Below are 19,947 nucleotides of genomic sequence, written 5' to 3'. Positions count from 1 at the left end.
TTGACATCTCATTCCCTCAATTGATCAAGGCTGCACGAAAGTAAGGAAGGTCAACACTTGGTTGAGCGCCCGCCTGCTACGAGAGGTTCGCACGGAGTTGGATCGCCTGCTTCCAGTCTCCCGTTGGTCATCCACTCTGCGAGGTCAGGCGTCGCCTCTCTACCGAGCAGCGCTTCGTAATCGGCGAGGTCCTGTTTGGTCAGCACACCTTTCCAGCGATCGTTCGTGCCTTTGTTGATGAAACGTTGCGCGCCGCCTTCAAACGCCTCTGCAACATTTGGGAGCATTGCCTCGCCCCCTGCTTTCATGGCCTCGAAGCCTGCTGCTTCGACCATCTCCGACCAGAGCGGTTTGTCGATCTCGACCCCGATAAAATCCGCGATGCGCCGCATTTCTCCGGCGCGGTCCGCCTTGAGGTCGTTGTAGTGGACCATGAGCACGTTCGGTCGATGACGCTCCGTCCAGAAACTGCGCTCAAGCTCGAACATCTCGTGAGCCGTGTAATCATCGAAAGGGGCGTAGTCGGGATCGCCGAGCCAGCGGCGAAAGAATGCACGGGCATCGGTTGACGCTCGCGGATACGGCGCTCCAAGCTCGGGAATCTCACGGCCGCGTTGGTCGAGTTCGCTGAGTGTCTTGGCGGTGTAAGCGGTGGTGTGATCGTGGTACGACATGCACGCGTCCTTCGGGTCGCGTGCGACGTTGATGTAGAGCACATCGTCATGCAGCGGCAGCGCGGTGAGAGGGGCATGCGATTTGAGCGAGCGTCGTTCGACACTGGCATCAAGCGCCGGCAGCACCATATCCTTCGGAACGAAATAGGCATCGAGCCAGGGTTGGGACATCGTGAATTGCCGCTGCTCGGTTGAGCGATTGAGCAGCATGTCGAGAATGCGCTGAACCCAAGTGGTGCCGCATTTCGGCGGAGTGACGACAACTATGTCACCGCTGCGTAGCTTGAAGTCATGCCAGCACGATGTGTCGCTGTGCCAGTTGACGACCGTCTTCTCGGGCTGTCTAATCAACATCGATTTCGGCTCCTCAAGCAATCATCGTTTGCAGTGCACCACGTATCGGCGACACGTCGCCTTCGGGATCGATTGCAAGCAGCGCACGCTCATCTTCGCCTGCGCGCAGGCGCTCGAGCCAGTCGGCGGGATCGAATTCGACGCCAACCGGATTGGTGTCGGCGGTCATGGCGGCGAAATAGGCGCTGCAGTCGCTTTTCGCGGCGAAGCAATCTACGGAAAATTCCAGCTGGTTGCCGTCGGGATCGGCATAATAGAGCGAGGCGCTCATGCCGTGATTGACGCACCAGTAGGGCGTGATGCCTGCCTGTTTCAGATCGCTCCAGGCTTCGAGCAAATCGCGCATCGATGAAACGTCATAGGCGACGTGGTCGACGCCTATCGTGCCGCGATCATCGGCTTTGCCGCCCGGTGCGATGATGTCGAGATCGGCAAAGGTGAAGCGATGGTGATCTTCGTCATAGGCAAGAAAGGCCAGCGCCTCGTTGCGATAGACAGGCTTCGCGCCGAATACGGTTTCGTACCATGTCAGCATCTCGGCCATTCGGCGGGTGCGATAAACGACATGAGCAGGTACAGGTCCTGGAACAGGCATTGCGGTTCCTCCACTTCAAGACTGCGGGGTGCCGAGCCGTACGGCCCCTTCTGATCAGGGCTCGTGCGTGCTCCAGCTATCGATCATCAGCAGCCATTCTCCGGCGGCGTTGCGGCGGTAGACGCAGGTGCCCTTGCCGACCTCGCCCATCTCCGCTCCGTCCTCGCGGGCGCGGAACTTGGCGGTGTAGGTGTAACGACTGACCGCGAGATCGCCTGACACTTCGAGCGCGTGTTCGGTCTTGTCCCACTGCGCTTCATATCCGGCGAAGAAGGCCGAAGCCCATTCGGCCACAGCCGCCTTGCCGATCAGTTCCGCTTCGCCTGGAACCTGATACACGACGTCATCACTCAGCAGCGCTAGGATGGTGTCGGTTTCGTTGGTGTTGATCGCGGCAATATAGGCGCGGTGCAGGTCGGTTGCGGGCGTGGTTGTTGTAGCCATCGGTATCGATCCTCGTGTTGTTTCGAAGGATGAACCCCGGCGGGCGTCGGGTCGCATAGCACCCGCCGAGGCTCGGTAACGACGCGCTCAGCGCGGCGTATACTCCTGGAGCAGGATGCTGCTCTTGACCGTGCGATACTCGGCGCGGTTACCGCTTTCGGCGATCTGCTGCTCGGAGGTCTTCTTTGCCCAGGCATCGAAGGCGGTATTGCGGCGCTCCTGCTCTGCTGCATCGGGCAGGCTGGCGTAGCTCGTCATCAGATACATCGTGGGTTCGCCGTCGCGCGGGTTCACGTTGTAGAAGATCTTGTAGCCGGTGATCCAGCCTTGCGAGAGCGCGTAGTCCTGGAATTGCTTCCATTCCCCCGCGAGCCATTCGGCGTATTTGTAATCGCCGCCATCCTTGACGTAGATGCCGTTGAACTGCGCATATTCGCCCGCTTCGAGCGGGAATTCCTGCGCGGCGGCGGGCATGGCGATCGGCAGCGAAACGGCAATGGCTGCGGCGGCGAGCAGGCTCTTGAATTTGGTCATTGAAACTCCCCCAATGTTGGTCGCGAACGGTCCAGCAGCAGCGCTGCAAAGGCCGGTCTTAAGTGGTGCGACCCACTGGAGGAATCTGGGCAAAGTCCGCCCGTCACCCGGCGCGCTGGTGCCCGCAAGGTTCCGAAAATCCGGCACTGTTGCTGTCTTCCCCGTGGGCATTGAGATGCCTTCACGAGAGCCCGCCGGTCAAGCCGCCGAACCGTCAAAAAAGCGTCAATTCGTGGGAATTCGGCCTGTTTGCGGATCGCTGGGGATGAGATCGGGCCAGCCAAAGCGCTCCCACGCCTGGGTCATGCCGATGCGTTCGGCAAAATCGATGAAATCAGGATGCCGGATCGTGCGGTTGATCGGGTCGATATCGATCCAGAGGCTCATCAGGCCGAACATGTTGGCCGGATGGATGCGTGCCGAATACATCTTCATCACAAGGTCGCTGTGGCCCATCCAGATTGCCGGGAAAGCTATGGTTGAATCGTATGGATCGGGCATCGTGGCGTGCAAGCCATCGAGCATCCGGCAATAGGCGGCGCGGTCTTCTTCCTTGCCACTATAGATGCCGCGCGCCGCAAAGGCGAAGTAGGCGTCACGCGCACCATCATCCATCGGCGGCATGCCCGGTGGGCGCATAACGGTTGATCCCAGATACGACCGAACGTCGTAATGGGTCTGCATCGCCGCTTCATTATCCCCATTGGCGAACTGGGCCAGCGCCAGCCAGAGCGCCGGTGTTCCGAGATCGGCCAGCCGCTGGCCTGCCGCCAAGGCCTTGTCTATCTTTCCGAGGCTGAGGTAGGCCGAGGTCAGCATTGCATAGTTGCGACCGTAGATCGGGTCGCGATCCACGGCTTCCTCGACGTATGGCAGTGCCTCGCGCGCCTTTCCCAGGTAAAGCAGGCAGGACCCAAGCCGCGAGCAGACATCGGCGTCATTGGGATCGCGGGCATAGGCCTCGAATGCCATTTCCAGCGCGCCTGCCGGATTGAACTGGGCCCATTCGTGGATGCCGAGAATCGAGAATGCGTGGCCCTGTCCCGGATCGAGCTCGATGGCGCGCCGCGCACAGCGCGCGGCCTCGGCCGATTGCTCGACCCGCGTGAGGCTGGGCGTGATCGCCGCTGTCATGATGTGCGCGTTGGCGAGCGCGGTCCAGCACTCGGCGAATTCGGGGTCGATCTCGAGCGCCTGTTCGAGAAATTCGATCCCTTGCGCAAAAGCGCCGTCAACGCCGATTTTCTGAACCATCGCCCGCGCCTGCAGATACAACGCGTAAGCCTCGCGATTGCCGGTCATCCTGCGCGATGGCGATGGAGAGGGAGCCATCCCCAAAGCGCGGCAAATTGCGCCGATGACATTGGAGCCGATAACCTTGCGGCCATCGAAGAAGTCTTCGATCGAGCCGCTGAGCCGATCCGACCAGACCTCGGTGCCTGACTGTCCGCTGACAAGCGCAATTCGAATTTCGATCCCAGCTTCTCCGCGTCTGACCTCTCCTTCGATCAGGTGAGAAACGCCGAGGTCGGATGCCATCTCGGTGAGAGTGAGCCCTTTGTTCGCCAGGGCGGCGACCGATGTGCGACCCGACAGGCCGATGCCGTTGATCCCGGCAAGCCGCGTCGAAAGCTCGTCGACAATTCCGTCAGCAAGAAAGAAGTTGCCGCCCACAGTATCGATCTGCGCGAAGGGCAGGAGCGCAATCGTTACCTGATCGACCACTTGGCTGAACCGCCGATAGGTCGGAAAACGGGCCCCAGTCGCTTCGAGAAGCTTTTCGCGCGTCGCACCCGAAGAGGCCCGGATGGCTTCGGACAGACGGGCGCGCAAACGAGCGTCGACATGCTGGCGCCGTTTGGTCAGCCACTCGTCGATCTCGGAGTTCAGCGGCGGTTCCTGAACTAGCGAACGGGTGCCGATTTCCAGTATCGAAGAGACGGCTCGTTCAGGGCATTCCGATGAGAGAATTGTCTCAAGGTCTTGCAAGTCGGATGTAGTGCTTTGCGGATTAAGGGCGATCTGGGAACGCGTGATGACAAGGCAATCCAGATCATGCTTGCCCAACACTCGCTTCAAGTCGAGCAGGCACTGGCGCAGGCTGGCTTTGGCCTGCGCAAGAAATCGATCGGGCCAAAGCAGCTTCGCAAGCGCTTCGCGGTCCATGCTGTTGCTTGATTCAAGGAAAAGGATCGCGAGTAAGAGCGATGCGCGACGGTTGTTCAGAACTACCGGCGTGCCATCCGGCGTCTCGAGCCGGAATTCTCCGAATAGACGGGCTCTCGCCGCTCTTCGTGCGATGACTCCGGTTCCCGCCTGGTCCAATAGTCCCCCCTTTGGCGAGGAGACTACAACCTCGAAGGGACTTTGCAATCGGCACATGCTCAGAATTCGATGTCTGCTTCCATGATCGTAGCGCAACAAAAGTAGCCCGATAATTTTCTATATCAGGTCTTTACCCGCAAAGTCGGCATTCCACTTTGCGCGTAAAAAAGCAGACTGTCCGCAGTCGGCCCAAGTCCTGCCGTTACAAGGCTCGGCCAAACCAGATGACCCGACCGACGACGTGCACCTCAGATCGGTCCATGTCGTGCCAAGTTGGATAAGCTGGGTTGTCGCTGGCGATTGTGATTTGTCGGCCACCAGGCTTGATAGCAATACGCTTAACGACCAGAGCATCATCAGCGCGCAAAACATAGATTCCATCGCGCAATCGTGAGCCATGGTCTGACGCGTCGACCAGGACCTCGTCACCATCGCTGAGCGTGGGCTCCATCGAGTCACCCTTTACGCCGACGATCGACAGGCTGGCGCTCTTGGCCGAAGTCAGGTGCCGCAGCCACCGCTCATCGAATCCGAACCGTGTGTGTGCGGTCTCACTAGACGCGACCGCGCCAAAGCCGGCAGATGCTTCGACATCGAGAACCGGTATCTCGACCATGCCATCATTGACCGGGTTGGCGGGACCGCCGAGCACTTGCTCATCTACGCCGAAGAAGCAGGCGAGTGTCTTTCGGTCTTCGTCATCGAGCTTTCTCGGAGAGCCGCGCTTGATGAATTGTTGTACATAAGCGGGGTTGCGGCCGAGCAGCCGCGATATCGAAGCGTAGCCATATCCACCCTTGAGGATCAACCGGTCGAGTTCTTCCCTGACGTGTTCCATCTGTCTGTCCTTCGAATCTCAATCGTAGGAATTTTCCTAGACTCGCGGATGGGATCCTACTAAGAACATAACAAGAACACAAGGGATTTGCGAGTCGGAGCGAAAGGGTCATGACCTTGCTGGAACGGATCGAAAGGCATCTGAAAGATCATCATATTTCGGCGACACGCTTCGGTAGGCGGGCAGTCGGTGATCCTCGATTCGTACTCGACCTCAGGCAAGGGCGTAAGCCGCGCCGCAGAACCCTCGAGCGGCTGGAAGCGTATCTACAGTCGGTTGAGAGTACCAATCCCGACTGCATCAGGAGTGAGGGTGAGTGCGCTCGCCAAGCTGATAATAGCGACCTGCAACATCCTGCCAGAGGTTTGCCCCGTCGAGCTCGCCGGCCTGGCTTAGCTGATCAATCTTCGACGCAATGAATTTTCGAGTCTGCAGGCCAAGACACCGTGCTCGCTTTTCCGATGATTTTCGGCTATTTTCTCAGCAGCAAGATGGGGCTGAGAAGAGGAGAGGGCGGCTCCCTTCGTGTGAAGGAGAATGAGCCATGAGCGATCCAGACAACAATCACACTGGCGGCAAGCATGACTGGGAAGGTCTACGTGAAGTCGATCGGGCCATCGCCAAGAACCGCCTTACTTCCTACACCTGGAAGAAGATCTGGGCTGATCCTTGGGAGCGGCGCGGAATTTACCTATTTGCCGCGTTGTTCCTAGCGTTTGTGATCTACGTGATCATCTACGACGGACTGATCTGAGCTACCATTCCTTCACATCGTCCGCCGCTTCAGCCGAGGCTCCCTTGGCATCGCGGGTCTTTCCGTCGAGGTAGCCCTTTACGGAACCGATGCTCTGTTCTCCCCGTCGCTGGACCCGATCGACATCGCGGGCGATGTCTTCTCTTTCGCTGGACGGGGTGCTCAGGCTTCCCGGCACGCCGCCAAGCTGCACCGATCCCCGGACGCTTTCCGCACTGCTCACCGAGGGCCGAGCGACGGGCACAGAGGGTGGCAAGACCAGGTCGCCCGCGATCTCGGCATTGAACTGGTCCGCATAGCTTTCGACGAACCGCGCCTGAAGCTGCTGGCCCCGCGCGCTCATCTGGAAGTCGATGTCGTCAAAGCGGACCGGGCCGTAGTAGTCCCGGTTAGCCTCGATCTCCGCCATGCCCCATTCGCGATAGGCCTGGCTGAGGTTGAGAGTGCCTGCGGCATTGGCACTTTCGTACCAGCTTGCCTGGTTCTCGAGTCGGCTGGCGATCTCTTCGGCGCGGCGCGCTTCACGCGTGTAGCTCTGCGCCTCTGTGATCGAGGTAGTGATGCCTGCCGAGGTGCTGGACACCAGTGCTTCCGAACTGGAGCTCGTTTCGCGCAAGAAACCTTCCCGCGTGCTCGACCAGCTACGGCTGTCCGAGATCTGGCGCAGCGCGCCCGTGATCCGCGACCGGTCCTCTGAAGCGATCCCGATATCGCTGTCAGTCCAGCTCTGATTGCGGCCGCCGCCTAGCCCAAGTGTTCCCTTCGTTCCCTTTCGCTCTACTTTTCCTTCGATCCCTGCATTTCCATTTAGGAACCACGAGACTGTGATGTCGTCGGCGGCTCGACGAGACAGCCCGAATTGCTGCTGGAGTGTCTTCGAGGCGTTGTCGACCTCGCTGAAGGCGCTGCCGATGCTGTCGCTCGTTGACGTGCCACTGACGCTCTCGTTCGAGCGCGAGCGGGTGTACGCATCGCGTAGCTCGCTGAAGCGGGTGACAGCCGAACTCGTCGACTGCTGGGCAAGGTTCGAGAATGTTTCGCTCTGGCCGCGGCTCTGGCTCGCCATGGTCGCAAGTCGGCTCGAGAAGTCCTGCCCGAGTGTCGGGGTGAACGGATAGCTCGAGGTCGGCACGGTGGCGAATTCGGCTTGAGGGAAGCCGGTGGTCTGGGTGCCGTTTTCGCCCGTGGCTCGCGTCTGCGCGGCGCCGTAGCCAATGCTGGGAGCAAGGCTGGCTTGCGCAAACTGGCGCGAAAACACGTTCGAGTTCTCAAGGCTGGTATTGCCGAGCGAAACATTGCCGGTGCTCGCTTCGCGCGCCGCCTCTTCTGCCGCGTTCTGGCTAGGGTTGAGGTAGCTCGTTGCCTGTCCCGATATTGCGAGCGCGCCCCTGGCCACGCCGCCTGCAAGGAACGGGATTGATGCAACGAGGTAGCCGGCCAGGATCCCGATATCGTTATTGACGTCGGTCATACCGGAGAAGGTAGCGAGGCTGAGACCGGTTGCGCCGCCCGCTGCCGCCACATCGCTCGCACCCTTGAGCATCATGATCATGTGCAGGATGACGAACAGCGGCCCCCAGGCTGCCAGATAGAAGAAGCCCGTGACGTATCCTCTGAGCGCGATCGGTCCGGTCTTCGGCATCAGGAACAGCGGGAAGAGCACCGGAAAAAGCGCGTAGAATACGACCGTCAAGACGACATTGAGGATTGGCACCCATTTCATCGCGTTATGCGCGATCGAGGAATAGGTGCGCTCGGTCTGGATATCGGCGCGGGTTTGCGCGAACACATCGACGCTCGACGCGCCGCTCGCTCCGGCAAATCCATGCATCGCCTGGTTCATCGCGTTAATGGTCAGAACCTGGCGGAAGATGCTGCTTGCATCCTTCGAGACGCCTGTGAGGTACTGATAGGCAATCGGCAGGTCGGCGATGAGCTTGGTCTTCGCTAGCACTTCGGTCTGCCGGGGGTAGAGCTGGCGCCCGGCGACCTGTGTCATCTCATCGATAAGACCGGCCCACTGGTTGGAGAGCGCAGTGTAGGCCTCGCGGCAGGTGATGATCGTGGCCGTGACGCTATCGTCCGCCTGCCGGGTGACGAAGCGCTGTGCACGCGCGGCGCTGCCTGGTGCGATGGTCGACCAGATGTCGTTGCTCTCCGAAAGTTCCTTCATCGAGTAGCGGCCGAGGAGCAGGTCGTAGAACACGCATTGCCGCACATGCTCGTCGAAATTGGCGGCAAACTCGGGGTCGGCAATGCGCAGCGAGCGCGTCGCTTCGAGCAGGCGCGCGCCATAAATCATGCCGTTCTTCGAATAGTTGAGATCGTCGGGAAGGCCGAAGACGAGCTCTGCGGAACGGGTAAAAAAGTCGCCCGCCTGGCTGGTAAAGCTTGCCATGAGCGCTAGGCCCAGCGGGACATTGGCCACTGCTGCCGGTGCAAGGCTCGGATTGACGCGGTCGGTGACCTGCACATCCATGCGCGGCACCATCAGGCACATGTAGATGAGCGTCGCGCCGAGGAACCAGTTGAGCCAGGCGCGCCAGTCCTGGTTGAACGCGACGACAATGACCGCAAGCGCCATCCCCATGACCAATGCCACCTGGATCAGGCTCTTGTAGCCACCGGCCCCGGTCCACGCGGCGACGGCGTTCAAGACATTGACGATGTATTCGCCGCCGCCGGTTGTGAAGATCTCGACCATGTCGCGGCCTCAGGGGATAATGGAGCGCGACTGGAGCCCGCGCGACCAGTCGAGCGCTGCCGACATCGAGGGCGACATCGAGGCGGCAAGGGCGTTCTCGATCATCGCCGTTTTCTCGATGATCTGCATGATAGCGGAGACCTTGGCCTGTCCGGTGGCCTGTCGCTGGACGAGCCCCGAACGCACCTCAGCAACCTGGCCGCGCCAGATCGCGAGCTTGGCTTCGTCGCCGGCGATGAAGCTCGCCATCGAGCGACCGGCTTCCGAGACGATCCGGTCGAGGATGGCATAGAGCAGGTCGATGCTGGCGATCTCGGCGAGCGTGTCACGGTCGTCGGTCGGCATTCCGCGCCCATAGGCGGCCTGGACGGTAAGGATCTTGTACAAGGGGACCGAGGCCACCTGCAGCAATTCCTTTTCGGCATTGCCGATTGCGGTGTCGGCGCGGATCGCGTCGACCATATTGCCGATGAGGAGCGCGACGCGCGGACGGATTGCCTTGGCGTTGGCAAGGCTCATCTGCTCGAAGGTGGGATTGAGGCAGAGGTCGGTCTCGTCGCAGCGGAAAACGCGCACGGTCTGGCCCTGCGTCCCGTCAAGTAGTGCACTCACCAGAGTCGAGGACCCATCGCCCGCGAAAGGCACGAACTTGCCTTGCTCGTCATCCTTGGGCGGCACGTAGATGACCGTGCCAATCAGCGTCATGGCGTATTCGGCTAGGTCGCGGTCGAATGTCCCACCGGGGTTGAAGAAGGCACTCTTTTTGAGGACGTGCCAGGTGTAGTTGCGTGCCACACCCGGATTGATGTCGGCATAGTCGGTGCCAGCGCCTTCGTTGGTCGAAGTGCGCTGGCCGCGCGTCCCGCAGCCGTGCTTGGCGGCCGCATAGTCGGTGAAGATACCTTCGGAATTGCCGATCGCCTCGCAGATCGCCTTGTCGGCGAGATCGCCCTTGGGCCACAGTCCGCCGACCAGCCCCTGCGCCATCTCGCAGGAGTTGATCGAGAGATTGTTCATGAGCTGAGCCTTCTGGCTAAACTCCTGCATGATCTTGTTGCACTCTGGGCACACGGTATCGATCGCCAGGCTGAACGCGAACCCGACCGCGTTGTTGGCGACGGCTTTCAGAAGAGCGACCATCTCGCTCGCATTGATGAAGGAAAAAGACCCGGCAAAGATATCAATGCCCCCGCAGCCCGCCCTTGCGCGCGGCAGCTGGAGATTGGCGATGTTGGTGGTCTTCTGCGGGAAGCGCGTCCAGACATTGCCAAGGCTGTAATAGCCTGCCGACTGGCCTTCGAAGGCGGTCGGGCCCGTGACATTCGCCGCCGCGCCCATGTCATCCATGAAGCGGTCCATGCTGTCGCCAACATTCGCGGCGACCGGTGAGGCAACCATGCTGGCGGCGGCGAGGGTCAATGCCGCATTGCGGATGCTAGTAATCATGTCCGGCTTCCTTGGAGGTGAGAAGGTAGATGCGGTCCTGCAGCTCGTCGGCCGAGAGAACGCCGTAGCCGATCGGAATCGGGCGTTTGGTCACGCTGTCCCACAGCACCAGAGCGGGGGTGGCTTTGCCTTCGAGACCAAGCTTGCCGCGCTGGTTCGTCTCGACCCGATAGTCGGGAAAATGCCTGGATGGACCGCCATCGGTGGAGATCGCGCGCACGGTGATCCGCCAGCGGTCGGCGACGCCCTTCACGATCGGGCTCATCACTTCGCACGGTCCGCAGGTCGAACTGAAGAAATAGAAAAGGCCGTAGCGCTGCGAGAGCGTTGCCATGACGTGATCGCGCTCCGCGCTGCGGGCATCCTGCCACTGCTTCTTGGCGACCGCTCCGACGGGGCGTTCAAGCGTGTAGTCGAGTTCCGGGTCCTGCCAGATCGCCCGCTGCCAGACATCGGAGAACAGCGAGGCGCGGTCGAGCTGCGCGCGCTGGAAGCGGATATAGGCCGCTACATTGGCCTCGGTCGGATAGAGGATCGCGCGCGCTTTGAGTTCGCGCAGCTCGGAGGTGATCGCGTCGAGTTCCTGCGTTGCCGCGACCGGCTCGGCTTCAGGCTGTTGTGGATCTTCAATGGGAGCGGGCTTCACGCAGTAGAACCAGTAGCCGAGCCTACGCTCTTGGCAGTAGAGCGCGTCGGCAGCGGTGGTCGATCTTGTGTCCTGCCGCTCCTGCGCCTGGGCCAGAGTGGCGGGCAGGGCAGCGATGGCGAGCGCGAGCGCCGTGAGGTTATGCAGATGGGTCATTGGCCGCCCCTTGCGTAATAATCTTCGATCTTCTGCTGGATGAGGTTGCTGGTCTCGAGTTCGTCGGGCAGCCGTGCGGCGTCAGTGAACTCGGCATAGACTTCGCTGAAATCCATCCGGCTGAGGTCGAGCCGGGCAAACTCGTCGAGAGTGAACCCCTCACATTGTTCTTCTTTGGGCTTGTCCCATGGCTTGGGGAGCTGCTTGCGGCCCTGTTCCTGCAGGATCCGCGAGAGCTTGCTCTCGAAACAGCAATAGACCTTCTTCTTCGTCAGGCAGACGCCAAGGAACTTGTCCGAACAATAGGTCCCGACGTAGGCGCACAGCCCCTGCGCATCGCGTTCGTGGAGCAGCACTTCCTCGCGGTTGCAGCCGAGCGCGACCAGCAGGCTGATTCCGGGGATGAGCGGGAAGCCCTTGCCCTTGCAGCAGTTGAGGACGCCGAAGACCTTGGACGAGCAGGTGTTGCGCGTGCCGCGGAACAGCGTCAGCGTGTTCGGATCGAATGCCCCTCGCGCCTCGTCCATGGCGTGCAATGCGACCGCCGCATCCTTGAACTCGTCATTGGCGGTGCGCTCGATCGTCTCGCAGCTGCCATCGATGCAATAGACGTCGCCGTCGCAGACATACTGCGTGGAGCTGTCCGTACCGGGCAGGGGACATTCGTAGATGCGCTCCCAGGTCTCGCAGGGCGTCTCGTCGGTGAGGCATTCCTCGCCGATGAACCGGCAGGTGCCCTGGCTTTCGATATCCGAACAGTCGGTCGCCGCCTCGCGCGATGTGCAGGTGTAGCTACGCTGCCATTCCCAGCAGGACCGCGTAACCGAGACACCGTCGATCACGCGGGTCTGCGGATCGGCATCGGTGCAGATCTCTGCATCGAGTGTGCAATCGCCATTATCGGCAAATCCGGTGCACTGGCTCTCGTCGGAAAAGGTATCGATCGAGTTGTCCGTGGTCACCGCATAGGGCGTGTAGCGCGCATCTGGATTGTCGCATGTGATTTCGGCGATGGGGTCGCCAGGTTCGGTGCAGTATCTATAGAACTGGTCCTGCCGCCACTGGAGGCAGGGGCCGGGCCGATACCCGGTGATCCGGCACGAGCCTCCATCGAATGCCGAGCACCAGGGATATCCATAGACTGTGCTCGTCTCATTGCAGAGATAGTGCCATTGCTGGCGCCGGATCACGCTGGCAACGAGCGGCACCGCGCACTGACCCACCGACTGTTCGATCCGCGTGCCGGTGTTGCAGGTCGCGGTGTAGGTTCCTGCCGATCCGGACCCGGGCGGCAGCGGCACGCAATTGCCCTGGCCACCCGAGATTGCCATGCCGCTGGTGTAGTCGAGCGGGGTCTCATTGATGGCGAGGCTGCGCGCGATCACGTCCTCGATCTCGCCCGGATCGAAGCGCGCGCGATTGGCCACGCTGTCGCGCATGGCGCGATAGCCCTGGTGTCCGGTAGCAGCGGCGGCCGCATTGCTTTCGATCCGGTCGGGATCGTCGGCGAGCGTTTCCAGGTTTCGCACGGCGTTGCGGTCGTAGTTGGGCAGGTTTGCTGCATTGGGCTGCGATCTGGCAGCTTCTTGCGCTTCGCCGCGCAGGCTTTCGCCAAAGGCCTTGCCATCGGCCCGCGCGTCCTGCTGCTGCGCGGAAAGGGGCGCGGCGACGGCGAGAAGACCGAGAAGTCCTATGCGAAGCGATTGTATGAGCCTCATGGCCGTTCTCCTTCGAGCCTGCGGGAATGGAGGCGCGCGAGCTGCGCTCCCGGACCGCCTCCCGAAGCGAAGGTGTCAAGCACTTCGGCCACGCTGATATTGCCGGCAATGCGGTCGTGCGGCGGCAAGACGTCTTTGCAGTCGAACCCGTCGCACGGGGCAAAATCGCTTGCGATCATCACGAAGCTCGGGGCAACCTTGATATCGAAGGCGCGGAACAGGCGCGGGTCGATACCGAGCGCGCCGGCATCATCGCTATCGCTCCAGATCGCGGCGATGCGCTGCTTGAAGCGCGCGCCGTCGCCTTGCGGGAATCCGCGCAGCACGGTGACGCCGCCGGCCCTCGAGATATCGCGAACCAGTGCCTTCAATGCGGGTTCGGGCATTGCCAAGGAGGCAAACGCGATGAACCGGGGCGTTTCGCCCAGCGCTGCGACTTCCGCATCGGCCTGGGCGCGGATCATGCCATCGAGATCGAGCGGCCCGGCATTCGCGGTCGCCTGCGCAGTCTCGGCATAAGCTGCGCGATTGTCGAAAGCCGTTTGCTGAGCGGCGCGCGCGTCTTCTGCGAGGGCATCCGCTTTTGTCCTGACCGATGTGGCGAGCGCCTCGGCGTCGGCGGCATGTTCGGCCGCGCGCGCGCGGATCTCAGCGAGGTCAAGGTCGGGCCCGGCATCCTGCGCGGAAGCTGCGGCAAATCCGGCAGCGATCACGAGGCTCAGGCCAACGAGCATGGGGAAAGCGTTTCTCATAGCGCGCAGCAATTCCTCTTGCGCCAGACGAGGTATCCCATGTCTTCGCCGATGGCGGGGATGACCTGTCCGGGGGACTGGAAGGTGGTGGAGGCACCAATGGGCGGGCAGGCGTAGCGGCCCTTGGTCGCCGGATTGGGGTTGGTGGCCTGGAAGCGGTATTGCTGCTTCCTCATCACCGGCATGAGGTACTTGCCGCACAGACCCTTGGAGCCCATCGTGCCCCATGAGACAAGTTCGCGGTGGAGCTTGTAGGCGAAGCGAGAGAGCACGAGCCGCGAGGCCTGGACATGTCCAATCGAAGCCGAGACGTTACCGTTCATCGGATACATCGAGCCCTGGCAGCCTGCGCACCAGAACATCTCGTCGAGCGGCAGGTTCGCGGTCGCTGCAGCACAATCCGCCGCGCAGGCGGCAAGCGCCAGCGGGTTGGCAAACAGCACGGCCTCGGGATTGATGATCGCGGTGAGCTCGCTGTCCTGCCACAGCGGATCGATCTCGGAGATGTAGAGGATGTCGATCGAACCCGGCTCGAGGCACAGAAAATCGGCGACGATCTCCATCCAGTAGATCAGCGGATAGGCATACCAGTGGACGTGCCAGCTCGAATAATACTGGCTTGCGCCGCCCACGGCCGAAGGACCGGAGATCGAGCGCAAGCCGATATCAAAGCCGGGATCGAGTTTCATCCCGCCGAGGTTCACGAAGCACCAAGGCTTCATACTGACATCGGCGAGCCGGACCGGCTCCCAGAACCCCATCGCGATGCCGGGCCGAAGACCGCACAGGCAGACGGGCAGATCGGGATTGTCGGGATCGGGGCGATTGCTGGGCCAGATTTCGAGCCCGCCGACCGAGATCGGGAACAGGCACGACCAGCAGATGTCGGTGATCGGATTGACGAACTGCCCGGTGCATTTGCCAGGCCCGGCATCGGCCGAGGCGGGCGAGGCAAGAGCGAACGACAACGTCGCGGTGGTGAGGATCAGCAAGGCGCGGATGCTGCTCATGGCTGGGCCTTTCGAGGCGGCAGCGCGATCTCGCTTACTTCGAGGACACGCCCATTCTGGCGCACCCGCGCGGGGACGGCCCTGATGCCGAATTTCTCCGTCAGCTTGCCGCCCTGGTCGAAATAGAAACGGCGCTGGCGGGCCTTCATCAGCTTGAGCGGGGCGCCTTTCACGAGGATCAGCTTGGCATTGGCGTCCTGCCTCAGCGCCCAGGCGATTTGCGTGGGATCGTCGCCGTCAAGAAACAGGAGGTCGCCGCGCAGCTTGACGCTGTCGAGCGGATTGACCCGGGTTCCGGCGGCATGGATCAGCTCGCCTTTTGCGCCCCGGATATCGGCAGCAAGCGTAATTGTCGGATCGAAGGCCCATTGGCGGCTTGCGCTTGCGCGGATCACGCCGGCAACCGGATCAGGCCGGTTGACGCGGGCGATCGTACGACGCTTGAGTTCCTCGTTGAGCCGCGCGGTCTCGCCCGACTTTTCCATCTGCGCGAGGCGAGCATGGATCTGTTCGAGCAGATCGCGCTCGATCACGGGGAAGACCGCGCCGCGCTGGCCATAGTCTCGCGCCTGCAGGCTGGCCGGGAGCGCAGCGAGGAGAAGCGCGCCAAGCGGAAAGAGGGAGCGCATCACAGGATCGCCTTCCCGCTGCCAAGGATTTGTCCGCGGCACACGAAGCCGATTGCGCCATAGCGGCTGTCGAGCCCGCGGGGATGGCTGGTGCCGGTGTAGTAGCAGCCCTCGGGGATGACGCCATTAGGCCCCCGCGTGAGCGGGACACCGAGACGGGTGACCTCGAGCAGGCTCGCGACCTGCTTCCCGTTGATGAAGACCGCATCGCCCTCGTGGCGCACGACATCGCCCGGCATGCCAAGGACGCGCTTGCCGAACATCTGTGGTTCTTTTCCGAAATGCCTTTCGACCAGCTCGCTTTGCGGCGGCTCGAAGAAGATCAGGCTGCCGCGAACGATCGGCGCGTGCTTGTCGAGCCAGAACGCCCAGTTGGGCAGGCTCGGGCTCGCATTGATGAGGAAAGCGTGGTCCTTGCTGAAGGCATCGAGCGGTGCCCAGGCGAGCGGCAGCAGGACCAGCCCCGAGAGCAGCAGCGGACGGCGTAGCGAGAGGGGAAGGCTCATGGCAGCTTCTCCCCGGCGAGCTTGTCCGCAATGCGCTGCTCGAGTTCGGGCGTTGCGTCTTCGGCAGCGCCCGCGAGCACTGCCTCGGCAACCAGCACCACGCGGCCGTCATGGCCCATGTCGGCAACGGCGCCTTCGGCGGCCTTGAGGTAGGCAAGGCTCGCCGCCTGGACGACCGCCGGATCGGCATCGGCGCGCGCGGCTTCCTCGACGAAGGTGCCGATGGTCTCGGCGAGCCGGACAGTGACGATCCGCTGCTTGGGTGAAGTTGTGACCTGCTGCGTGATCCACGCACCCCACAGGAGCGCGGCAACGAGCAACGCTAGAGCGAGGAGTTTCGGGCCCAGCTGGCGAAGCGTCAGGTTCAGTCTATGCATGGCGGGAGGCTCCTTCGGAAAGGCGGCGATCGAGGCGGTGCAGGAATGCCGGCAGCCGCAGCAGCGCGAGCCCGCCGGTAGCGATGAGGAATGCGATCTGGAGGTCCTGCGCGAAGAAGCGGCGCGCGATCGGTTCGGCACTGCGGTAATGGTCGGCAAGATTGCCAAGCTGCGCGAACAGCGCCGTGAGATCCCAGCCTGCTACAGCCAGGAACACGAACAGCGGCACGCCGAGGATCAGCAGCAGCGTGCTCGCCGCGAAGCTTGCCGTTTCGATCAGCACCAGACAGGTGCCCTGGAACAGCGCCAGCCAGTCGATCGCACGGTGCTTGTCACGGGCTTGTCTGACCGACGGAAGCGGCACGCGATCTACAAGCGTGGTGGTCTCGAGCACCATCACATGCCTCCTTCCACACCTGCGACCAGCGCGACTGCGCGCTCCAGCGGCATGCCGTTTTCGACATGGCGGTGGATCGCGGCGTAGGTGTCGGGATCGGAGGAGAAGATGGTTGCCGAGAGTGGGTCGAGTACCAGGCGTCCAACGGCTTCCATCTCGGGACCTTTGAGGTAGATCTCGCTGTACTCGGTGCCCGAGCGCTTGAGGCTGCGGATCAGCGTCTCGGTCCGGTCGTCCATGTCGAGCCGGGCCTCCTTGCGGAAATCGGCGATGGTCTCGGGCTTTTGCTGGAGTACCAGCATCCAGTCGCTGTTCTCGAGCGCAGCCCGCGCGCCATCGGACTTGTAATAGTCGTTCAAGGACTGGGTGGCGGTCGCAAGCGCGCCGCCATATTTGCGTGCGGTGCGGGCGTAGGTCTCGACGAACTCGCCCATCGAACCGCCCCTGAGCATCGCCCAGGCCTCATCGATCAGCAGCAGCTTCTTGGTCGAACGCGACGAGCGCGTCATTGCCTGGCCGGTCATGAACATGATCGCCGAGAGGACGACGCTTCGAAGCTCCTCGCGGGACGCGAGGTCGCTCATCTCGAAGACGGTGAAAACGTCTTCGAGCGCGAAGCTCGCTTTCCCCGAGAAGAACCCGGCATAGCTGCCGCCGCGGCAGAAGGGCGCGATCGCTGTGGCAAGGTCCTTGCCCGCCTCGTTCTCGCTCTGATGGAGCGCATGCGCGACGTCGTCGATCGCGCCGCCGCTGCCGAGCGCATTCCAGACCTGGGTTACTGCACGATCGATCAGCCCGCGCTCGGTGTCCGAGGGGGCGGCGCTCGGCCGCGCCATCTGGCCGACGATCGCCTTGATCATCGCAAAGCAGTCGAGGCGGTAATCCTCATCCTCGTGCGCGCGGGCATCATCGACCATCGAGAACGGGTTCAAGGAGAAGCCCGAGGCGAGCGTGAACTCGACGAAGCGCCCGCCCTGCAGTTTGACCGAATGCTCGAAACTGCGCCCGTCGTCGATCACTACGACCTTGGCGCCCGCGCCGCGGAGCGCAGCGCAGAGTTCCTGCAGCAGCACCGACTTGCCCGAGCCCGACTTCCCGCAGATCGCGATATTGTGGTTGCCCGCCGCGTTCTCGAAGGGCGACCAGAAGAAGGGCTGGCCGCGCCGTCCGAGCAGCAGCAGGTGTGGGATCGTCCCGCCGAGATACTCGCCCTGCAGCGGGGCGATATTGGCCGCGGTGGTCGAAAGCATGGTCCGAAAGCGTTTGAGCCGCGCAAGGTCGTGGACCAGACCATCGGCGAGGCTCAGCGGGAACGCCGCGACAAGACCCTGGAGCTGGAGAAAGCGTTCGTCGGCAAGGTCCCATCCGGCCGCCTTGTAGATCGCCTTGACCGTGCGCTCATGCGCATCGCCATTGCCGAGCGGCGAGATGGTGGTGAGACCGTAGAACAGCTTGACCAGCTTCTTGCCCGCCTGGAGCTCGGCCTGGACATGTCTCCATTCTGCCGATTGCTCGGAGAGTTTGGGCAGGAAACGTGCGCTCTTCGTTTCCGACAGGCTGGTGGTGCGCATGAACTTGTAGCCTGCGCGCGCCGAGGCGGCTTCCTGGTCGGGATAATGCAGGCACAGCATGGTCGCAGCCGGGCAGGGAAAGCGCAGCTTGTCGGTGAACATGTCGCCGATGAGCCGCGCGCATTCCCACGGTGCCCAGCGCTCAGGGGTAGAGCGCACGCCGTAATGGCGCACATCGAAGCGGTCGGGATAGCATTCACCTACCTGCGGCACGCCATCTCGCGAGCGCCCGGTCTCGCGGAAGCGCTCGGTGCGCAAGATCAGCCGGTCGTCCTCGACTTCGAGTTCGATGTCGCGGCGGATCGCTTGCGCGTCGAGCGTGTCCTCGCGGTTCCAGTGGGTGAGATCGGGTTCGCGCGCGGTGGTCGGCGAGGTGAGCTCGTCGACCAGTGCGAGCAGGCCTGCGGGCTCGAGCCTGTTCGATGCAAGGCCGAGCGAGTTCAGCATCCCCGCCATCCCGTCGCGGCATTCGGTGAGTTCTGCATCGGTGACGCTTCCGGGCACCGGAACGCCGAGCGAGAGCACCAGACGCACATGGCGTGCATGAAACGGCGCGTGTGCCGAGCCCGACTTCCAGACGAGATCGTAGAGCCGGTTGGTGCGGGCTTTCGCAATCGCTTCGTAGATCCCGCCCTGCTCGTAGCGCGGTGCGAACCACGGGCCGACGATGGCGCCGATGCGCGGGGACGCGAAGTTCAGCACTTGGAGGCAGGCGCCTTGCGGCAGGCTCTCGGAAAAGAACTGGCCGAGGATCTCACCTGTCCGCTCGTCGGCGCCGATGAGCGGGGTGACTTCGAGAATGAAGCCCTTCGAGTGCGCGTTGCGGTAGAGCCCCGGGCCCTCGTCATAGACTCGGTACGGAAGCCAGTCCGACAGCATGTCGAGCGCGAAACGCGGCTGCGCATGGTCGCCCCTTTTCGCATCGCCGAACAGGCCAGCGAGAAGCGCGTCGCGCGCAGAGGATAGCGAGAGGTTCACTTGGGCTCTCCTTCGGGCAGAACGGGGTGGGGCACCTGGCCGGGGGAGGGGGGACGACCAGGTGCCCCGGGGTCCGGCGCTTTGGCGCCGGGCAGCTCCGTCAGATCCTGCGAGGGGATGACCAGGACATCGGGAGGCTGCTGGGGGGACGGATTGGAAAGCTGAAAAGGAATTGCTTCTGCGGCGGCGGGCGGGGCGACTTCTGCTTCAGCCGGACGCGCCAGTGCGCGAAGCACGTCGCCGGTCGAACGCGGCGCGCGCCAGCGCTCGGCAGCGCGATCGGGCAGCACGACATGAACAACCCGGGCCTCGTGGATGCGGCCCGCCCCGTCGCGGTAGCCCGCAACAACGATCCGCAATCCGCGATCACCGGCCCTGTGCGCTCCCGCAGAGGCACGACCGGACCGTTCTGCCTGTGAAACGCGGGTCGCGGTATCGTCGATCATCGAGGTCGGCGCGCAGCTTCCCTCCGGTGCCCGGCAGGAAAAGTCGCCCTTGACGTTGCCGCCAAGCGTCGCGCAGCCGGCGATCATCAACGC

General features: G+C 62.5%; 20 protein-coding genes. 1 reads left to right on the top strand and 19 read right to left on the bottom strand.

The features are described from left to right. Positions 1-50: 50 nt before the first annotated feature. From VR863_RS07365 to VR863_RS14940, 7 genes are all read right to left on the bottom strand, one after another. Positions 51-1,028 carry a sulfotransferase domain-containing protein gene (locus VR863_RS07365; protein WP_324827818.1) on the bottom strand — a complete coding sequence of 326 codons (978 nt, stop codon included), beginning with the start codon at positions 1,026-1,028 and terminating at the stop codon, positions 51-53. Positions 1,029-1,041: 13 nt separating this feature from the next. Continuing rightward, entirely contained in the window at positions 1,042-1,623 is a 582-nt protein-coding gene (locus VR863_RS07360) for a VOC family protein (RefSeq protein WP_324827817.1), read from the bottom strand. A gap of 54 nt (positions 1,624-1,677) precedes the next feature. After that, on the bottom strand, positions 1,678-2,067 hold the full coding sequence (locus VR863_RS07355; protein ID WP_324827816.1) for a YybH family protein: 390 nt from the start codon (positions 2,065-2,067) through the stop codon (positions 1,678-1,680). An 87-nt stretch (positions 2,068-2,154) separates the two neighbouring features. Continuing rightward, positions 2,155-2,601 (bottom strand): hypothetical protein, encoded by a 447-nt coding sequence (locus VR863_RS07350; RefSeq protein ID WP_324827815.1) that lies wholly within the window; start codon positions 2,599-2,601, stop codon positions 2,155-2,157. 225 nt (positions 2,602-2,826) lie between these two features. After that, the gene (locus VR863_RS07345) at positions 2,827-4,767 is read right to left on the bottom strand and encodes a hypothetical protein (protein WP_324827814.1); all 1,941 of its coding nucleotides are present in this window, start codon (positions 4,765-4,767) and stop codon (positions 2,827-2,829) included. A gap of 361 nt (positions 4,768-5,128) precedes the next feature. After that, a complete protein-coding gene (locus tag VR863_RS07340; protein WP_066769721.1) occupies positions 5,129-5,764 on the bottom strand; it encodes a S24 family peptidase in 636 nt (211 codons plus the stop codon). Positions 5,765-6,064: 300 nt separating this feature from the next. Next, positions 6,065-6,199 (bottom strand): DUF6961 family protein, encoded by a 135-nt coding sequence (locus VR863_RS14940; RefSeq protein WP_434784979.1) that lies wholly within the window; start codon positions 6,197-6,199, stop codon positions 6,065-6,067. A 109-nt stretch (positions 6,200-6,308) separates the two neighbouring features. Here VR863_RS14940 and VR863_RS07335 point away from each other — a divergent pair, with 109 nt between their 5' ends. Further along, entirely contained in the window at positions 6,309-6,518 is a 210-nt protein-coding gene (locus tag VR863_RS07335; protein WP_324827812.1) for a hypothetical protein, read from the top strand. 1 nt (position 6,519) lies between these two features. Here VR863_RS07335 and VR863_RS07330 read toward each other — a convergent pair whose 3' ends face one another. The 12 genes from VR863_RS07330 to VR863_RS07275 are packed head-to-tail and all read right to left on the bottom strand — an operon-like array spanning position 6,520 to position 19,941. Next, positions 6,520-9,222: a conjugal transfer protein TraG N-terminal domain-containing protein gene (locus VR863_RS07330; RefSeq protein WP_324827811.1), complete on the bottom strand. Its 2,703-nt coding sequence runs from the start codon at positions 9,220-9,222 to the stop codon at positions 6,520-6,522. Positions 9,223-9,231: 9 nt separating this feature from the next. Beyond that, complete coding sequence (locus tag VR863_RS07325) at positions 9,232-10,668, bottom strand: conjugal transfer protein TraH (RefSeq protein WP_324827810.1); 1,437 nt, start codon at positions 10,666-10,668, stop codon at positions 9,232-9,234. Next, entirely contained in the window at positions 10,658-11,470 is an 813-nt protein-coding gene (locus VR863_RS07320; RefSeq protein ID WP_324827809.1) for a conjugal transfer protein TraF, read from the bottom strand. The genes VR863_RS07325 and VR863_RS07320 overlap by 11 nt, the downstream gene beginning before the upstream one ends. After that, positions 11,467-13,188 carry a conjugal transfer protein TraN gene (locus VR863_RS07315; protein WP_324827808.1) on the bottom strand — a complete coding sequence of 574 codons (1,722 nt, stop codon included), beginning with the start codon at positions 13,186-13,188 and terminating at the stop codon, positions 11,467-11,469. The genes VR863_RS07320 and VR863_RS07315 overlap by 4 nt, the downstream gene beginning before the upstream one ends. Beyond that, complete coding sequence (gene trbC, locus VR863_RS07310; RefSeq protein WP_324827807.1) at positions 13,185-13,940, bottom strand: type-F conjugative transfer system pilin assembly protein TrbC; 756 nt, start codon at positions 13,938-13,940, stop codon at positions 13,185-13,187. The genes VR863_RS07315 and trbC overlap by 4 nt, the downstream gene beginning before the upstream one ends. Further along, the gene (gene traU / locus VR863_RS07305; protein WP_324827806.1) at positions 13,937-14,950 is read right to left on the bottom strand and encodes a conjugal transfer pilus assembly protein TraU; all 1,014 of its coding nucleotides are present in this window, start codon (positions 14,948-14,950) and stop codon (positions 13,937-13,939) included. The genes trbC and traU overlap by 4 nt, the downstream gene beginning before the upstream one ends. Then, entirely contained in the window at positions 14,947-15,579 is a 633-nt protein-coding gene (gene traW / locus VR863_RS07300; RefSeq protein ID WP_324827805.1) for a type-F conjugative transfer system protein TraW, read from the bottom strand. Before traW ends, traU begins: the two co-directional genes overlap by 4 nt. Beyond that, positions 15,579-16,085, bottom strand: coding sequence for a S26 family signal peptidase (locus VR863_RS07295; protein ID WP_324827804.1), 507 nt, complete (start codon positions 16,083-16,085; stop codon positions 15,579-15,581). The genes traW and VR863_RS07295 overlap by 1 nt, the downstream gene beginning before the upstream one ends. Then, positions 16,082-16,462, bottom strand: coding sequence for a type-F conjugative transfer system protein TrbI (locus VR863_RS07290; RefSeq protein ID WP_324827803.1), 381 nt, complete (start codon positions 16,460-16,462; stop codon positions 16,082-16,084). The genes VR863_RS07295 and VR863_RS07290 overlap by 4 nt, the downstream gene beginning before the upstream one ends. Beyond that, positions 16,455-16,859 (bottom strand): hypothetical protein, encoded by a 405-nt coding sequence (locus tag VR863_RS07285; RefSeq protein ID WP_324827802.1) that lies wholly within the window; start codon positions 16,857-16,859, stop codon positions 16,455-16,457. Before VR863_RS07285 ends, VR863_RS07290 begins: the two co-directional genes overlap by 8 nt. Beyond that, positions 16,859-19,408 (bottom strand): type IV secretion system protein TraC, encoded by a 2,550-nt coding sequence (gene traC, locus VR863_RS07280; protein ID WP_324827801.1) that lies wholly within the window; start codon positions 19,406-19,408, stop codon positions 16,859-16,861. Before traC ends, VR863_RS07285 begins: the two co-directional genes overlap by 1 nt. Continuing rightward, a complete protein-coding gene (locus tag VR863_RS07275) occupies positions 19,405-19,941 on the bottom strand; it encodes a hypothetical protein (RefSeq protein WP_434784978.1) in 537 nt (178 codons plus the stop codon). The genes traC and VR863_RS07275 overlap by 4 nt, the downstream gene beginning before the upstream one ends. Between the last annotated feature and the right edge of the window lie 6 nt (positions 19,942-19,947).

The organism is Qipengyuania zhejiangensis, from assembly GCF_035607565.1.
In the GTDB taxonomy this organism is placed as follows: domain Bacteria; phylum Pseudomonadota; class Alphaproteobacteria; order Sphingomonadales; family Sphingomonadaceae; genus Qipengyuania; species Qipengyuania zhejiangensis.
This window is presented reverse-complemented; position numbering and strand designations above follow the sequence as displayed.

What these genes read in the sequence shown, in the direction of transcription:
- VR863_RS07285 (WP_324827802.1), bottom strand. Translation starts at nt 16,859, where the DNA reads ATGGTGCTCGAGACCACCACGCTTGTAGATCGCGTGCCGCTTCCGTCG.
- VR863_RS07275 (WP_434784978.1), bottom strand. Translation starts at nt 19,941, where the DNA reads ATGATCGCCGGCTGCGCGACGCTTGGCGGCAACGTCAAGGGCGACTTT.
- VR863_RS07345 (WP_324827814.1), bottom strand. Translation starts at nt 4,767, where the DNA reads ATGGACCGCGAAGCGCTTGCGAAGCTGCTTTGGCCCGATCGATTTCTT.
- traW (WP_324827805.1), bottom strand. Translation starts at nt 15,579, where the DNA reads ATGCGCTCCCTCTTTCCGCTTGGCGCGCTTCTCCTCGCTGCGCTCCCG.
- VR863_RS07320 (WP_324827809.1), bottom strand. Translation starts at nt 11,470, where the DNA reads ATGACCCATCTGCATAACCTCACGGCGCTCGCGCTCGCCATCGCTGCC.
- VR863_RS07360 (WP_324827817.1), bottom strand. Translation starts at nt 1,623, where the DNA reads ATGCCTGTTCCAGGACCTGTACCTGCTCATGTCGTTTATCGCACCCGC.
- VR863_RS07355 (WP_324827816.1), bottom strand. Translation starts at nt 2,067, where the DNA reads ATGGCTACAACAACCACGCCCGCAACCGACCTGCACCGCGCCTATATT.
- traU (WP_324827806.1), bottom strand. Translation starts at nt 14,950, where the DNA reads ATGAGCAGCATCCGCGCCTTGCTGATCCTCACCACCGCGACGTTGTCG.
- VR863_RS07325 (WP_324827810.1), bottom strand. Translation starts at nt 10,668, where the DNA reads ATGATTACTAGCATCCGCAATGCGGCATTGACCCTCGCCGCCGCCAGC.
- VR863_RS07350 (WP_324827815.1), bottom strand. Translation starts at nt 2,601, where the DNA reads ATGACCAAATTCAAGAGCCTGCTCGCCGCCGCAGCCATTGCCGTTTCG.
- VR863_RS07290 (WP_324827803.1), bottom strand. Translation starts at nt 16,462, where the DNA reads ATGCATAGACTGAACCTGACGCTTCGCCAGCTGGGCCCGAAACTCCTC.
- VR863_RS07295 (WP_324827804.1), bottom strand. Translation starts at nt 16,085, where the DNA reads ATGAGCCTTCCCCTCTCGCTACGCCGTCCGCTGCTGCTCTCGGGGCTG.
- VR863_RS07330 (WP_324827811.1), bottom strand. Translation starts at nt 9,222, where the DNA reads ATGGTCGAGATCTTCACAACCGGCGGCGGCGAATACATCGTCAATGTC.
- VR863_RS07365 (WP_324827818.1), bottom strand. Translation starts at nt 1,028, where the DNA reads ATGTTGATTAGACAGCCCGAGAAGACGGTCGTCAACTGGCACAGCGAC.
- VR863_RS07315 (WP_324827808.1), bottom strand. Translation starts at nt 13,188, where the DNA reads ATGAGGCTCATACAATCGCTTCGCATAGGACTTCTCGGTCTTCTCGCC.
- VR863_RS07340 (WP_066769721.1), bottom strand. Translation starts at nt 5,764, where the DNA reads ATGGAACACGTCAGGGAAGAACTCGACCGGTTGATCCTCAAGGGTGGA.
- trbC (WP_324827807.1), bottom strand. Translation starts at nt 13,940, where the DNA reads ATGAGAAACGCTTTCCCCATGCTCGTTGGCCTGAGCCTCGTGATCGCT.
- VR863_RS07335 (WP_324827812.1), top strand. Translation starts at nt 6,309, where the DNA reads ATGAGCGATCCAGACAACAATCACACTGGCGGCAAGCATGACTGGGAA.